Origin of the sequence: Burkholderia sp. MS455, from assembly GCF_016899445.1 — a bacterium.
Taxonomy (GTDB): Bacteria; Pseudomonadota; Gammaproteobacteria; order Burkholderiales; family Burkholderiaceae; genus Burkholderia; species Burkholderia pyrrocinia_C.
In genome coordinates, this window is sequence record NZ_CP041778.1 from 1701298 (window position 1) to 1716415 (window position 15118).

Genomic DNA, 15118 nt, shown 5'->3' on the forward strand with positions numbered 1-15118 from the left:
CGCGCTCAGCGCCGGCCCATCGGTTCGCGCAGCAGCGACAGGCCGATCGCCGCGCCGGCGACGGCGGCCGCGAGCATCAGCGCGATACCGCCCGACCAGCCGAACGCGCCGACGATCGCACCGATCGCCAGCGGCCCGATCACCTGTCCGAGATAGTTGCCCTGCACGACCCAGCCGATGCCGAGCGGCGCGAGCGACGGCGACGGCGCGGAGCCCGGCGCGCATGCGAGGATCGTCGCGGGCAGCATCCCGGCCATTGCCGAGAAAACGAAACCCAGTGCGACCGCAAACGGCGCGGGTGTCGCCGCGCTGAAGAGCCCGGCGCCGGCCGCGCCGATCGCGACCGATGTCGCGGCCATCACGATCCCCGGCCGCGCGCCGCGCGACAGCAGCCAACCGGCCGTCAGGTTGCCGATCACGCACGAAGCGACGATCGCCGCGCTGATCAGCCCCGCCGCGCCGACCGCGACGCCGAGGCGTTGCATCAGGAAGACCGGCAGGAACGTCATCACCGCGAAGAACTGCACGTTGTAGGTCGCGAAGCCCAGCGCGAGCAGCGTCGTCGAGCGCGACGCGAGCACGGCGCGCAGCGCCGGCCCGATGCGCGTCGAAGCGGCCTGCCGCGACGGCGAGTCGGCGGACGTCGTGACGGGCACCGCGACGGCCGCGACGAGCGTCAGTGCCGCGGCCGCGAGCCAACCGTTGCGCCAACCCCCGAGCAACGGCCCGACGAGCATCGACAGCGCCATGCCGGCCGGCATGAAGGTGCTCCAGAGGCCGAACACGACGTTGCGACGCCCGGGCGGCGTCACGCGGTTCAGCACGGCCGGCGCGGCCACGACCACGATCACGAAACCGAGCCCCTCGGCGAAGCGCGTCGTCAGCAGCAACGCGAAGCTGCCCGCCCACGCGCCGGCTACACTCGACGCGCCGAGGATGACGAGGCCCGCCATCAGCAGCAGCCGGTCGCCCCAGCGGCGCACCAGCAGGCCGGCCGCGATCCCGCTGAACACGCCGACGAACGGAAACACCGACATGATCCCGCTCAGCGACGCGAGCGAGCCGCCGAACTCGTGCTGGAGCGACGGCAATGCGATCGTCGCCTTGCCGACGTGCAACGCCGATACGATGCTCGCCAGCACGACGTTCGCGACGGCGGCCCGGTAACTGCGCGCAGGCAGCGTGGCGGCGTTGGCCGCGACAGGCGATTCGGTCATCTCCACCTCCGTTGGGGCCGCCGCGCGCAACGGGATGTCCCGCGCGACCGCGATCGGACTGGCGCACATGATACAAATTGAAGTTAACTTCAAGTAAAGGGAAAGTTGCGCAACGATGCGTTTCGCCGATCGCTGTAATGGGCCGGCGCGACAGCGACGGCATCCTGATCTAAGCTGTCGGCTTCGCCCGACAATGATGCGCACATACGCATGCAGACCGCCTCGCCCGCTCCCGACGCCACGCTTCCGCTCGACTTGGTCTGGTCGACCTTCCCCCACCGCAAGGCCGCCGTGCGCACCTTCATCGCCGGGTACTGCGCCGCGCGCAACCGCCGCGACGCGCCGCTGCACGACAGCCCGGACGGCCAGGTCGTGCGGTTCGACGCCGGCATGGGCCGGCCTTTCGAGCATTTCATGATCGAGGGTGCGCCCGCGCGCAGCGACGGCCCGTTCGCCGTCGGCGCATGGATCACGCGCTATGGCGCCGCGCCGTTGCCGCTTGCGCTGCAAGGCAGGACGCGCCGGCTGTCGGACGAGCATTTCATGGCCGCCGATATCGGCGCGCTGTCCAGCGACGACGCACTCGCGGAAGCACTCGCCTGTCACACGCCGGACGACATCGCGGCGTTCAATGCGAGCGCGTCATTCCCGCCGTTCCAGCGGAATCCGGCCGCGTTCCTGTTCGCGCACCGGTTGGACGGGCAAATCGCGGCCACCGCGCGCTACGGCTTCGCGTCGGCGCGCGATATCGTCGTCGACCGGGTCGCGACGGCGGACGCATACCGGCGCCGTGGCCTCGCGACGCAACTGCTCGCCGCGATCGTCGCGCATGCGCGGCAGCGTGGTGCGCAGCGTGTATGGCTCGTGTCGACCGAGGCCGGTCAGCCGCTGTACCGCGCCGCCGGATTCACGCCGCTCGCACCGGTCGCGGTGGACGAAGTCGTCGCCTGAGCGCGCTTCGCCCCACGCGAGCCATCCCCGTTCGTCTCGCGATTCGTCTCATTTCGCTGAGACGAACGTCCCGGCGTCTCACCCGGCCCGCGACTGCGCAATCGCAGCAAACTTCACGCACGATTCTCGTCATATCGCTTCCAGCGAACGTGTCGCGCAATGGTGCGTCGCACACTTCCGCCCCCGTCCGACCACCCCGCACCACCCGATTCACGCTGGCCCCGTTCCTGCATACCGTTCGATCGCGCAATCGCGCGACGGGCGCACCGGCAGCGACGCCTCACGCCCGACGACAACCTGACGGAGACAGCAACGTGAGTACACCGGCACCGACTACCGCCCGCAGCATGAAAGCCGCCGTCTGGCGCGGCCGCCACGACATCCGCGTCGAAGAGGTTCCCGTTCCGGAGCGCCCGCCTGCAGGCTGGGTCACGATTCGTGTGCACTGGTGCGGCATCTGCGGCTCCGACCTGCACGAATACGTCGCGGGCCCCGTGTTCATCCCGGTCGATGCGCCGCATCCGCTGACGGGGCTGAAGGGCCAGTGCATCCTCGGCCACGAGTTCAGCGGCGAGATCGCCGAACTCGGCGCGGGCGTGACGGGCTTCGCGGTCGGCGACCGCGTGACGGCCGACGCGTGCCAGCATTGCGGCACATGCTGGTATTGCAGGCACGGGCTGTACAACATCTGCGAAAACCTTGCGTTTACCGGGCTGATGAACAACGGCGCGTTCGCCGAATACGTGAACGTGCCGGCCGAACTGCTGTACAAGCTGCCCGACAACTTCCCGACCGAAGCCGGCGCGCTGATCGAACCGCTCGCGGTCGGGCTGCACGCGGTGAAGAAGGCCGGCAGCATCGTCGGGCAGACCGTCGTCGTGGTCGGCGCGGGCACGATCGGCCTGTGCACGATCATGTGTGCGAAGGCCGCGGGCGCCGGCCGCGTGATCGCGCTCGAAATGTCGGCCGCGCGCAAGCAGAAGGCGCTGGAGGTCGGCGCGAGCGTCGTCATCGATCCGAAGACGTCCGACGCGATCGCGGAAGTCAAGGCGCTGACGGGCGGCTACGGCGCCGACGTGTCGTTCGAGTGCATCGGGCACACGGCCACCGCGAAGCTGGCGATCGACGTGATCCGCAAGGCCGGCAAGTCGGTGATGGTCGGCATCTTCGAGGAACCGACGTCGTTCAACTTCTTCGACATCGTGTCGACCGAGAAGGAAGTGATCGGCTCGCTCGCGTACAACGGCGAATTCGCGGACGTGATCCGCTTCATCGCCGACGGCCGCATCGACGTGCAGCCGCTCATCACCGGACGCATCGCGCTCGGCGACATCGTCGCGCACGGCTTCGAGGAACTGGTCAACCACAAGGACCGGAACGTGAAAATCATCGTCCAGCCCGACGTCGCCTGACGGCGCACGCGGCCGCGGCCGCGGCAACGATTCGTGCCGCGGCACGCGTGCTGTTGTTCCACCCGCAAGCATCGCCACGCGCCCGGGCGACGCATCCGATTGCCGACGATTCCCCTCCAGCGCCCTGTTCCCTGCCGTCGTAATCCGAAGCGGACCTCGTGCTGCTTTTCGTTCGGACACGAAGATTAAAAGCATTCGCAATCCGAACCATCAGCCGCAATGCGCCCCCGCCGAACAAGCGCCCCGGTACGTGGCGCGACGCGATCCTCCGCAGCCCGGCGCGATTCTTCGATATACTGGACCGAACCCTTTTCAGGGCAACCACGCCCGTCGCGCGTTCGCCCCAACCTGCGTGGAATTGCGTACCGTGAAACCGCGAGCCGGCCTGATTCTCGAACTCTTCGTCAACCTGCTGCTGCCCTGGGTCGCGTACCGGGTCGCGCATCCGTATTTCGGCGAAACCGGCGCACTGTACGCGTCGGCGGTTCCGCCGATCATCTGGTCGATCGTCGAATTCGTCCGCTCGCGCCGCGTCGATGCGGTGGCGGCCGTCGTGCTGCTCGGCATCGCGCTGTCGATCGCCGGAATGGCGTTCGGCGGCAGCCCGCGCACGCTGCTGATGCGCGAATCGCTCGCGTCGGGCACGATCGGCATCGTGTTCCTGCTGTCCCTGTTCCGCGAACGTCCGCTGATCTTCTATCTCGCCCGCGCCACCGTGGCGCGGGAAATGGCCGGCGGCGCCGCGCACTTCGAATCGGTCTGGGCCGCACAGCCGGGGCTGCGGCAGATGCTCCGCCGGATGACCTTCGTGTGGGGCGCCTTCATGACGCTGGAGATGCTGCTGCGCTGCTGGATGGTCGTGACCTGGCCCGTCGAGCGCGTGCTGGTCGTGTCGCCGATCATGGGCTACACCGTGTTCGGCTGTCTGCTGATGTGGACGTTCTGGTACCGGCGGCGGATGCGCGTACGCAACAGCGTCGACATCCCGACCCGCGACGGCGTCACCGAGGTCGCCGGCCGCTGACGGCCGACCGGCCGGCGCCGGCCCGGCGGCATGTCGCCGCGCCTGCTGTATGATGCGCGGCGTCTTGTCCGACCTATGCGTTTCCTGTCATGTCCCTTTCGCTCCTTCCGTGCGCCACGATCTGGCTCGCCCTGTTCGCGGCCGCCGCACTCGTGTGGCATCGCCCGCAGCACGGCCTGAGCCTCATCCTGGCCGCGCTCGGCTATGCCGGCGCGCTGGCGTTCGGCAAGCTCGAGCCGGTCGCGCTGGCACCGCTCGCGCTGCTGGCCGCGGCCGCATGGGGCGTGTCGCCCGCACGCCCGCTCGCGGTGCGGATCGCCGCGCACGCGGTGTTTGCCGCGCTCGCGATCGCGCTGAGCCTGCACTTGGTCCCCGGTTTCCACAATCCGCTCGTGATCGCCCCGACGCGCTTCACGCCGGACGCCGTGCCGTTCACGATGTACCTGAATCTCGACAAGCCGCTGATCGGCCTGTGGCTGCTGTGGGTGCTGCCGTGGGTCGCACCCGACGTCTCGCTGTCGCGCGCGCTGCGCACGGGCGCGGTGGCGGCTGTCGCGACGGCCGCTGCGTGCCTGGCCGGCGCGCTCGCGTTCGGGATGGTCGGCTGGGCACCCAAATGGCCGGCGTCGGGCTGGCTGTGGCTCGTGAACAACCTGCTGCTCGTGACGCTCGCCGAGGAAGCGCTGTTCCGCGGCTACGTGCAAGGCGGGCTGACGCGCGCGCTCCACGCATTCACATGGGGCCCGTGGGCCGCGCTCGCGATCGGCGCGGTGCTGTTCGGCGCCGCGCACGCGGCCGGCGGCTGGCAATGGATCGTGCTCGGCACGGTGGCCGGCATCGGCTACGGCCTCGCGTGGCGGCGCGGCGGACTGCTCGCCTCCGCGCTCGCGCATGCGGGGCTGAACGTCGTCCACTTCGGGCTGTTCACCTACCCGATGCTCGGCGCCGCCCGCTGACCCCGGCTCGCGGCACCGCCCGGCGAGATACCGCGCTCAGTTTCAGTTGAACCCGGCAACCGCGTGCGGAACGTACGGGCCTTCGAGCGTGGCGATTTCGTCGTCGGTCAGTTTCAACGCGAGCGCGCCGAGCGCATCGTCCAGTTGCTGCGGCTTCGAGATGCCGACGATCGGCGCGGTGACGCCGCGCTTTTGCGCGACCCATGCGAGCGCGACCTGCGCGCGCGGCACGTTGCGCGCGGCGGCGATCGCCGCGACGGCGTCGACGACCGCCTTGTCCGCATCGGCCGTCGCGTCGTACAGCCGCTGGCCGACGTCGTCCTTCTGCTGCCGGTCCGACGATTCGTCCCAGTTGCGCGTCAGCCGGCCGCGTGCGAGCGGGCTCCACGGAATCACCGCGATGCCCTCGGCTTCGCACAGCGGCAGCATTTCCCGCTCTTCCTCGCGATACAGCAGGTTCAGGTGGTTCTGCATGCTGACGAAGCGGGTCCAGCCGTTCTGCTTCGACGTGTACAGCGCCTTCGCGAACTGCCATGCGAACATCGACGACGCACCGATATAGCGCGCCTTGCCGGCCTTCACGACGTCGTGCAGCGCCTCGAGCGTCTCCTCGATCGGCGTGCCGTAATCCCAGCGGTGAATCTGGTACAGGTCGACATAATCGGTGCCGAGCCGCTTCAGGCTCTGGTCGATGTCGGTCATGATCGCCTTGCGCGACAGGCCCGCGCCGTTCGGCCCCGGCCGCATCCGGTAGAACACCTTGGTCGCGATCACGATGTCGTCGCGCTTCGTGAAATCGCGCAGCGCGCGGCCGACGATCTCCTCCGACGTGCCGTCCGAATACATGTTCGCGGTATCGAAGAAATTGATGCCGGCTTCGACCGCCCGCTGGATGATCGGGCGGCTCTCCGCTTCCGGCAGCGTCCACGGGTGCGTGCCGCGCGACGGCTCGCCGAACGTCATGCAGCCCAGCACCAGTTTCGATACTTCCAGCCCGGTCGACCCGAATTTCACGTATTCCATCGCACGCCTCGTCATTGAAGTTGAGCTTGCGGCCGGATGCGCGCCGCCGTTCGACGCGCAGGGCGCGAACGGTGCGCCGCGCATCCGCCAGACGTCGCATGTTATCCCGCACCGCGCAAACGCGTATGACGCACACGCCGGGCACGCCGAGCGCCTCGGGCGCCCGGTCTCAACGCGGGAAAGGACGGGCCGGTTACTTGGCCTGGTCGGCGATCGGCTGCAGGAACGCGGAGAAGCCGGTCAGCATGATCTGCACGCCGATGCACAGCAGCAGGAACGCCGACACGCGCTTCGCGACCTTGGTCCCTTCGCTGCCGAGGTAGCGCGCGAGCAGCGCGGAGCGGCTGTAGACCTGCCAGATCACGACCGCGACCAGCATGGAGACGGCGATCGACACGATGCTCGACAGCATGAACTCCGACAGCTTGTGCGTGCGGTTCGCATTCAGCGCGATCGCGGTCGCGATCGAGCCGGGGCCGACCGTCAGCGGCACCGTCAACGGAAAGAACGCGCGCGTCATGATCGCGTTCGCGTCGATCGGCTTGACCGGCGTGTCGCCGCCGCCCGGCCCGTCGGGTTCGTTCAGCATCTGCCAGCCGGCCACGGCGACCGCGAAACCGCCGCCGATCCGCAACGCTTCCATCGAGATGCCGAAGAAATGCAGCACGGGCGTGCCGGCGAAGAACGCGACCATCAGCACGACGAACGCGTTGAACGCGACCTTCCTCGCGAGCAGGTCGCGCTCGTGCTCGGTGAGCGCCTCGGTCCGTTCGAGAAACAGGAATGCGATGCCGATCGGATTGATGATGCCGATCAGGCCGGTGAAGCCGAACAGGATCTCGGAGATAAGGCGGTTGACGATCATCGGGCGAAGAATCGGTCGGGGCTGGGCCGGCAGCGTGCCGGGGGTCACGCATTGTAGAGCAAGCGCCCGCGCCCGAGACGCAAAATGCGGCCGGGCGCGCTTAGCCGACGATCGTCGCGGTTTTTCCTTACTCGGCGCCCGCTTCCCACGCCGGCGGCCGCTTTGCGAAGAACGCGGCGAAACCCTCCTTCGCCTCCGGCGTCGCCCGCATGCGGGAGATCGTCTGCGCAGTGAACGCCGCGCGCTCGTCCGACGGCGGATACTCGCCGATCGCGTCGAAGAAGCGCTTGATTTCCATCAGCGTGTTCGGGCCGTTGCGAGCGAGTTCCGCGAGCGTCCGGTCCAGCGCTTCGTCGAGCGCGTCGAGCGGCACGGCCTGGTGGATCAGGCCGATCGCGACGGCCTCGCCGGCGGCGAGCTGCGTCGCGGTCAGCGCGAGCCGGCGCGCCTGGCGCTGGCCGACCGCCTCGACCAGATACGGGCCGATCACGGCCGGCAGGATTCCGAAACGCGCCTCGCTCACCGAAAAGCGCGCATGGTCGCTCGCGATCACGATGTCGCAGGCCGCGCACAGGCCCACGCCGCCGCCGAACGCGTGCCCCTGCACGCGTGCCACCGTCGGCTTCGGGCACTGCCGGATCGCGCGCATCATCGCAGCGAACCGCTGCGCGTCGCGCAGGTTCGCCGCCGCGTCGTTCGCGCTTGCGCGCTGCATCCATTGCAGGTCGGCGCCCGCGCAGAACGCGCGGCCGTCCGAGCGCAGCACGATCGCGCGCACGTCGTCACGCCGGCCGAGCGCCGTGAATGCGTCGGTCAGCTCGGCAATCATCGTCTCGTCGAATGCGTTGAGCACGTCGCCGCGCTGCAGCGTCACGGTCGCAATGCCGCGCGCATCGACCGCGACGGCCAGGGTCTTCAATCCATCCATCGAACAGGTTTCCTCGGGTAGAACGGCAAACATCGGAATCACGCGGCCTGGCGGCGGTCGATCACGCGCCGGGCCTTGCCGGTCGCGGTCGCGGGAATGCCGCCCGCCGCAATCACCGTCACGCCGGACGACACGCCGACCATCGTCTTGATCCGGTGCTGCAGCTCGCGCGCGAGCGCCGCGCGAGCGCTTTCCGTAACGGACGCCGCAGCCTCGGAGCGCAGTTCGACCGCGAGCTCGAGCCGGTCCATGTGACCGTCGCGCGACAGCGTGATCTGAAACTGGCCCGACAGCGCCGGCAGCGCGACGACGATCTCCTCGATCTGGCTCGGGAACACGTTCACGCCGCGCACGATCAGCATGTCGTCGGAACGACCGGTGATTTTCGCGAGGCGGCGCATCGCGCGCGCGGTCGGCGGCAGCAGCGCGGTGAGATCGCGCGTGCGGTAGCGGATCACCGGCATCGCCTCCTTCGTCAGCGACGTGAACACGAGCTCGCCGTGGCTGCCGTCGGGCAGCACTTCGCCCGTGACGGGATCGATGATCTCCGGATAGAAGTGGTCTTCCCAGATCACCGGGCCGTCCTTCGTCTCGACGCATTCGCACGCGACGCCCGGGCCCATCACTTCCGACAGCCCGTAGATGTCGAGCGCGTCGATGCCCACGCGCGTCTCCACTTCCTCGCGCAACGCCTGGGTCCACGGCTCGGCGCCGAAGATGCCGATCTTCAGCGACGACTCGGCCGGGTCCATCCCCTGCCGCACCATCTCGTCGATCAGGTTCAGCATGTACGACGGCGTGACGAGGATGATCTTCGGCTCGAAATCGCGGATCAGTTGCACCTGCTTCTCGGTCTGCCCGCCCGACATCGGCACGACCATGCAGCCGAGCCGCTCCGCACCATAGTGAATCCCGAGGCCGCCCGTGAAGAGGCCATAGCCGAACGCGTTGTGCAGCGTGTCGCCCGGGCGGCCGCCGGCCGCGCGGATCGAACGCGCGGTCACGTTCGCCCACGTGTCGATGTCGCGCGCCGTGTAGCCGACCACGGTCGGCTTGCCCGTCGTGCCGCTCGACGCGTGCACGCGCACGACCTGCTCGCGCGGCACCGCGAAGAGCCCGAACGGATAGTTGTCGCGCAGGTCGTTCTTCGTCGAGAACGGGAATTTCGCGAGATCGGCGAGCGTCTTCAGGTCGTCCGGATGCACGCCCGCCGCATCGAACGTGCGCCGATAGTGCGGGACGTTGTCGTACGCGTGGCGCAGCGACCATTTGAGGCGCTCGAGCTGCAGCGCCTGCAGTTCGTCGCGGCTGGCGGTCTCGATCGGCTCGAGGGCGGCGGCGGGATGCGTCGGGTGAGTCATCGGGGTGCTCCTCCAATGGAGTGATGTCGTTATCGTGTTCGGGGTAATCGGGGTGACCGGGGCCAGCGGCTACGACCGGAACGTGCGGCCGGCCGCATGCAGCGCGGCGATGAGCGGCGACACGCGATAGCGGTCCTCGCCGTAGCTCGCCGCGAGGTTCGACAGCACGCGAAACACGCGGCCGATGCCGATCGCATCGGCCCACGCGAGCGGGCCGCACGGGTAGTTCACGCCCTTCTCCATCGCGAGATCGAGATCGGCGGGCGAACACACGCCCTGGTTCACCGTGTCGGCCGCCTCGTTCGCGAGCATCGCGACGGTACGCATCGCGACCATCCCGGGCACGTCGGCCACGCCGACGACGCGAAAACCCGCCTGCTGGAACAGGCCGACCGCGTCCGCATAGGCCGCATCGCCGCACCGGAGCGCACGCGTCAGCGCGACGAGCCCGGCCTGCGCGTAATCGCGCGCAAGGTCGACGAGCACGAGATCGGCCACGCCCGTTTGCGCGGCGCGCGCGGTGGCCGGGCGGCCGTCGGTCAGCGCGATCGATGCGCGGCCGGCCGTCGCGAGCAGGTCGTCCGGACGCGCGCCGGCCGGCCGGGCGAGCGCGATGCGTTCCGCGAAGCGTGCGTGCAGCGCGGCGGCCGGGCCGTCCTGCGCGTACAGCGTGACATCCGCCGGCGCATCGCACTGCGGTTCGAGATCGGGCGCGGGCGGCGTCGCGCCGTCCGCATATGAATAGAAGCCGCGCCCCGACTTGCGCCCGAGGAAGCCTGCGTTCACGAGTTCCTGCTGGATCAGCGACGGCGTGTAGCGCGGGTCGTTGAAATACGCGCGGAACACCGATTCGGTCACCGCGAAGTTCACGTCCTGGCCGATCAGGTCCATCAGCTCGAACGGCCCCATCCGGAAGCCGCCGGCCTCGCGCATCACCGCGTCGATCGATGCCGGCGCGCCGCCCTGCTCGTTCAGCACGCGCAACGCCTCCGCGTAATACGGCCGCGCGACGCGGTTCACGATGAAGCCCGGCGTCGATTTCGCCATCACGGGTTGTTTGCCCCACGCGACCGCGGTCGCATACAGGACCTGCGCAACGTCGGGCGCGGTGGCAAGCCCGCTGACCACCTCGACGAGCGCCATCAGCGGCGCCGGGTTGAAGAAATGCAGGCCGGCGACGCGCTGCGGCACGCGCAGCCCGGCCGCAATCGACGTGATCGAGATCGACGACGTGTTGGTCGCCAGCAGGCACGCGTCGTCGACATGGCGCTCGAGCATCGCGAAAATGTCGCGCTTCACGTCGAGCCGTTCGGCCGCCGCCTCGACGATCAGCGCGGCGCCCGCCAGATCGGCCAGCGCGCGCACCGCGCGGATCCGGTTGCCGGCCGCGTCGGCCTGCGCCGGTTCGAGCCGGCCCTTCTCCGCGAGCCGCGCGAACTGTGCGCGGATGCCGGCCAGCGCGTTGTCGCAGGCCGCTTCGTTCAGGTCGTACAGCAGCACCGGATGGCCGGCCGCCGCCGCAACCTGTGCAATGCCCGCGCCCATCGCGCCGGCGCCGATCACGCCGACGATGACCGACGGCGCCAGCGCGCCCGAGTTCACCGAATGTGCAGAGGAAACAGCCATCGCTTGCGATCCGTCATGAAGTGGAAGTGCGAGCGATTATAAACCGACCGGTCGGTAGATTTATGTCAGGGCGAGCCCGAATTTGTCGTGCAATAGACCGTTACGGAAACCGCAAAGACAAAAAATTGAAGAATTGGGGCACTTTTTGTAAACCGAAAGGTCAATGAAAGCGTTCGAATATGAGATTGCGGCCCCCAAACGCCTGATAAAATTCGACAACTCGACGGATTTCAGGGGGAAACCGCGTGTCACGCCGCCACCGATGTCCATCGTCCGGTGCCCTTCCGGGGTCGGAACCGAGCGTCCGGCCGGCGCGCCGTCACGATTATTCACCCCGCCATCGGCGGCCAGCCGCATCGAACCGTTTCACCCAGCGACGGGCTCCAGCCCGCCCGCGCCCCTCGCCGCCTCATCGCGGCGAACTCGAGGCAGCGCCATTACGCGCGGCCCCCCTTCGGTTTCATCATCGTCGTTCGGCGGATAGTACGGCCGGGCTTCGTCACCCCGTGACGGCGCGTCGCGCGCCGCCACTCGCATAAGGAAACCCTCAATGCCGCTCTCGTCCAACCAGCTCCCGCGCTGGACCCTCATGGCCCCGCTTGCCGCATGGCTGGTACTCGCGCTGTCGCGCGCCGTGCCGGCCGAAGGCCTCGTCATCGCGCTGTTCGCCGCCGCACTGGCCGGCGCCGTGTTCGCCGCCGTCCACCATGCGGAAGTCGTCGCGCACCGAGTCGGCGAACCGTTCGGCACGCTCGTGCTCGCGGTTGCCGTGACCGTCATCGAAGTCGCGCTGATCGTGTCGGTGATGCTCGGCGCGGGCCCGGAGAAATCTGGCCTCGCGCGCGACACCGTGTTCGCGGCCGTGATGATCATCTGCAACGGCATCGTCGGCATCTGCCTGCTGGTCGGTGCGTGGAAGCACGGCGAACAGGACTTCCAGGGGCGCGGCGCGAGCAAGGCGCTCGCGGTGCTGGCTTCGCTGTCGGTGCTGTCGCTCGTGATGCCGAATTACCTGAACGCGGTGCCGGGCCCGCAGTTCTCGAAATCGCAGCTGGCGTTCGCCGGCGTGTCGTCGCTCGTGCTGTACGGCGTGTTCGTGTTCGTGCAGACCGTGCGCCACCGCGACTACTTCCTCGCCGATCACGACAGCGCGAACGAAACGGTGCACGCGGCGCCGCCGAGCAACCGCACCGCGGCGATCAGCATGGTGCTGCTGTTCGCGAGCCTCGTCGCGGTCGTGCTGCTCGCGAAGCTGCTGTCGCCGGCCGTCGAGCACGCCGTGCTGAAGCTCGGCGCGCCCGAAGCCGCGGTCGGCATCGTGATCGCCGCGCTCGTGCTGCTGCCGGAAGGGCTCGCGGCCGTCACCGCCGCACGCGCGAACCGCCTGCAGACCAGCATGAACCTCGCGCTCGGCTCGGCGCTCGCGAGCATCGGGTTGACGATCCCGACCGTCGCGGCCGTGTTCATCTGGGTCGGCCAGCCGCTCACGCTCGGCATCGGCGCGATGGAAACCGTGCTGCTGGCGCTCACCTTGCTGGTCAGCACGCTGACGCTCAGCCAGGGGCGCACGACGGTGCTGCACGGCGTCGTGCACCTGTCGCTGTTCGCCGCGTACCTGTTCCTGTCGGTCACCCACTGACGCCAACCTGCGCGCGGCCCGGCGGATCGCCTCCGCCGGGCCGCGCGTTTTTTTCACGTCCCTTCACCCACCTTCATTCACGTCACGCCATCGTTACCGGACCGGAATCACGAGATGCTGGCCCGCCAGGATCAGGTTCGGATTGGCGAGGTTGTTGCGGCGCTGGATCTCGCGATAACGCTGGCCGCTGCCGAGCTTGCTCGCCGCGATCAGGTTCAGCGTGTCGCCCGCCTTTACCACATACGTGTGTTCGCCCGATGCGGCCGCGGTCGTCACCGCCTGGTCGCTGACGAAGTACTTGCGCAGCAGGTCGAGATACTGCGGCGACTGCTTGAGCTTCGCGATCGCGGCGTTCAGGTAGATCAGCAGATCCTGGTCGTCGGCGCGCACGCCGATCTTGTACGCGATGTTCGAGCCGTCGAGCTTGGTCGCCGCGAACTTCAGGTCGGTGTTCTTGATCGAACTGACCGCGAACGGATAGTCGTAGATGAACGCGTCGACCGCATGACCATCGATGCTCTTCGCGATGAACGCCGGATCGGAATCGTCGACCTCGACGAACCGGACGTTCGGATACTGGCGCGTGGCAAACGCGCGCACGTCCGGGTCGCCCTTCAGGATGCCGACCGTCTTTCCCGCGAGATCGTCGGTCGAACGGATCGCCGACCCTTGCCGCACGATCAGCGAGTAGCCGAAATCGTCGACGTACGGCACCGAATAGACGACGCCGGCCGGCGTATTGTCCGGGAACGTCAGCCCGTCCATCGCCACGTCGACGACGTGGTTCCCCTTCGCGTCCGTGTCGAGCAGTTGCTTCGGCACGCCCGGGTACGTGTCGACCTCGTGACGCGTATCGACGGCAACCGGTTTGCCGCCGTGCGAGAACGACGGATCCGCGAACAGCAGCCGCGCGAATTCGACGTTGAAGCCGTGCGGCGCGCCCTTGTCCTCGCCGAAGAACGGCTCGCTCGGGTTCTGCACCGAGATCCGCACGATGCCGTTTTCGGCAATCGATTTCAGCGTGCTGGCTTGCGGCGTGAAGCCGGCCGGCAGCACGTTGGCCGACGGCGACGGCTGCGCGGGCCGGCCAGTGTCGCCCGCCTGTGCGGACGTCGAGGCCGGGGCCGCGTCATGCGCGGGAATCAGTGTCGACAGGCCGCCCTGATGCACGATCCATACGCCGACGAGCACCACCAGAAACGCGATTGCGCCGAGAAGTTTTTTCATGGTTGCGTGCCTGCAGGAAGTTATTGTTGTTTCGACGGCAGCACAGCGGGATTCGCCGCATCGGGGCCGGGAACGGGCACGTGGCCGCCGTTCAACGCCTGCTGCTGCGCCTGCTTGACCTCGGGGTTATCCATCAGCGACGTCTCCATTTCAGAGAACGCCTTGTTGACCGAGCGCATCACCGAATCGACGGCCACGTCGGTCTTGATCTGCTCGAACGTGTCGGCCGTCTGCCGGCCCGCGAGCTTGTTCATCTGCTGCGCGGCCTGCGACATGTCCCACATCGCCTTCGCGCGGTCGATCGCCGTCGCAAAATTCTTCAGCTCGGCCTGCACCTGCTTGTAGCGGCCTTCGCGAAACGCGAGCAGCTGCTTCATCGTGTCGAGCTGCGACCGGAAGCGCGGCGCATCGTCCGGATACTGCTTCTCGAACAGTTCCGTCTTGTTCTCGAAGTTCTTCACCTCGGTGCGGAACGCGGTGATGCTGTCCGCGAATTTCTGAGCCGCCTGGCGCTTTTCCGCGAGCTGGTTGATCAGCGTCTCGATCGGATTCGACTGCGCCTCCTCGACGATCATCTTCACCTTCTGGTTCGCGAACTTCATCGCGACGACCGGCGCGAAATAGATCGCGCCGAGGCCGACGACGGCCGCCGTGATCAGCGCGACCATCCCCTTCAGTACGAATAGCGCGGCCGGTGCCGCAATCGCGACGCCGGCGATGATGATCGCCCACTTGATCAGTTTTGCCTTGCCACTCCCCGAACTGCCGTTTGCTTCATTCGAAAGCTGCGACATGAGTTCTTCTCCTTGAATCTCGAACGGAACTGCGTGCGTTTGCTTCTTCAAGCTCACTCGAAATGCTTCGGACTCCGGTGCCGCCGGACGATCGG

The 15118-nt window shown here is 68.1% G+C and carries 13 protein-coding genes; 5 read left to right on the forward strand and 8 right to left on the reverse strand.

What is annotated here, in order from left to right:
• Positions 1 to 5: 5 nt before the first annotated feature.
• The gene (locus FPJ27_RS12225; RefSeq protein WP_204421295.1) at positions 6 to 1217 is read right to left on the reverse strand and encodes an MFS transporter; all 1212 of its coding nucleotides are present in this window, start codon (positions 1215 to 1217) and stop codon (positions 6 to 8) included.
• A 210-nt stretch (positions 1218 to 1427) separates the two neighbouring features.
• Between FPJ27_RS12225 and FPJ27_RS12230 the strand changes: the two genes are divergently transcribed.
• The 4 genes from FPJ27_RS12230 (at position 1428) to FPJ27_RS12245 (ending at position 5560) form a co-directional block, all read left to right on the forward strand.
• Entirely contained in the window at positions 1428 to 2168 is a 741-nt protein-coding gene (locus tag FPJ27_RS12230) for a GNAT family N-acetyltransferase (RefSeq protein WP_204421296.1), read from the forward strand.
• A 347-nt stretch (positions 2169 to 2515) separates the two neighbouring features.
• Complete coding sequence (locus FPJ27_RS12235) at positions 2516 to 3580, forward strand: 2,3-butanediol dehydrogenase (protein WP_072438739.1); 1065 nt, start codon at positions 2516 to 2518, stop codon at positions 3578 to 3580.
• Positions 3581 to 3947: 367 nt separating this feature from the next.
• Positions 3948 to 4604 (forward strand): VC0807 family protein, encoded by a 657-nt coding sequence (locus FPJ27_RS12240; RefSeq protein ID WP_072439081.1) that lies wholly within the window; start codon positions 3948 to 3950, stop codon positions 4602 to 4604.
• 89 nt (positions 4605 to 4693) lie between these two features.
• Complete coding sequence (locus tag FPJ27_RS12245; RefSeq protein WP_204421297.1) at positions 4694 to 5560, forward strand: CPBP family intramembrane glutamic endopeptidase; 867 nt, start codon at positions 4694 to 4696, stop codon at positions 5558 to 5560.
• Positions 5561 to 5602: 42 nt separating this feature from the next.
• Here FPJ27_RS12245 and FPJ27_RS12250 read toward each other — a convergent pair whose 3' ends face one another.
• The 5 genes from FPJ27_RS12250 to FPJ27_RS12270 form a co-directional block, all read right to left on the reverse strand.
• On the reverse strand, positions 5603 to 6583 hold the full coding sequence (locus FPJ27_RS12250) for an aldo/keto reductase (protein WP_204421298.1): 981 nt from the start codon (positions 6581 to 6583) through the stop codon (positions 5603 to 5605).
• Between the two features lie 193 nt (positions 6584 to 6776).
• Positions 6777 to 7448: a MarC family protein gene (locus FPJ27_RS12255; RefSeq protein ID WP_204421299.1), complete on the reverse strand. Its 672-nt coding sequence runs from the start codon at positions 7446 to 7448 to the stop codon at positions 6777 to 6779.
• Positions 7449 to 7575: 127 nt separating this feature from the next.
• Positions 7576 to 8376, reverse strand: coding sequence for an enoyl-CoA hydratase-related protein (locus tag FPJ27_RS12260; protein ID WP_204421300.1), 801 nt, complete (start codon positions 8374 to 8376; stop codon positions 7576 to 7578).
• Between the two features lie 38 nt (positions 8377 to 8414).
• Positions 8415 to 9737, reverse strand: a complete 1323-nt coding sequence (paaK, locus tag FPJ27_RS12265; protein WP_204421301.1) for a phenylacetate--CoA ligase PaaK — start codon at positions 9735 to 9737, stop codon at positions 8415 to 8417.
• Between the two features lie 69 nt (positions 9738 to 9806).
• Complete coding sequence (locus tag FPJ27_RS12270; protein WP_204421302.1) at positions 9807 to 11363, reverse strand: 3-hydroxyacyl-CoA dehydrogenase; 1557 nt, start codon at positions 11361 to 11363, stop codon at positions 9807 to 9809.
• A gap of 550 nt (positions 11364 to 11913) precedes the next feature.
• Between FPJ27_RS12270 and FPJ27_RS12275 the strand changes: the two genes are divergently transcribed.
• Complete coding sequence (locus tag FPJ27_RS12275; RefSeq protein ID WP_204421303.1) at positions 11914 to 13002, forward strand: ionic transporter y4hA; 1089 nt, start codon at positions 11914 to 11916, stop codon at positions 13000 to 13002.
• Positions 13003 to 13095: 93 nt separating this feature from the next.
• On the opposite strand, the gene FPJ27_RS12280 is transcribed toward FPJ27_RS12275, so the two are convergent.
• Together FPJ27_RS12280 and FPJ27_RS12285 are read right to left on the reverse strand one after the other, a co-directional pair.
• The gene (locus FPJ27_RS12280; protein WP_072438755.1) at positions 13096 to 14229 is read right to left on the reverse strand and encodes a transporter substrate-binding domain-containing protein; all 1134 of its coding nucleotides are present in this window, start codon (positions 14227 to 14229) and stop codon (positions 13096 to 13098) included.
• Positions 14230 to 14249: 20 nt separating this feature from the next.
• Positions 14250 to 15023, reverse strand: a complete 774-nt coding sequence (locus tag FPJ27_RS12285; RefSeq protein WP_204421304.1) for a hypothetical protein — start codon at positions 15021 to 15023, stop codon at positions 14250 to 14252.
• Positions 15024 to 15118 lie beyond the last annotated feature (95 nt).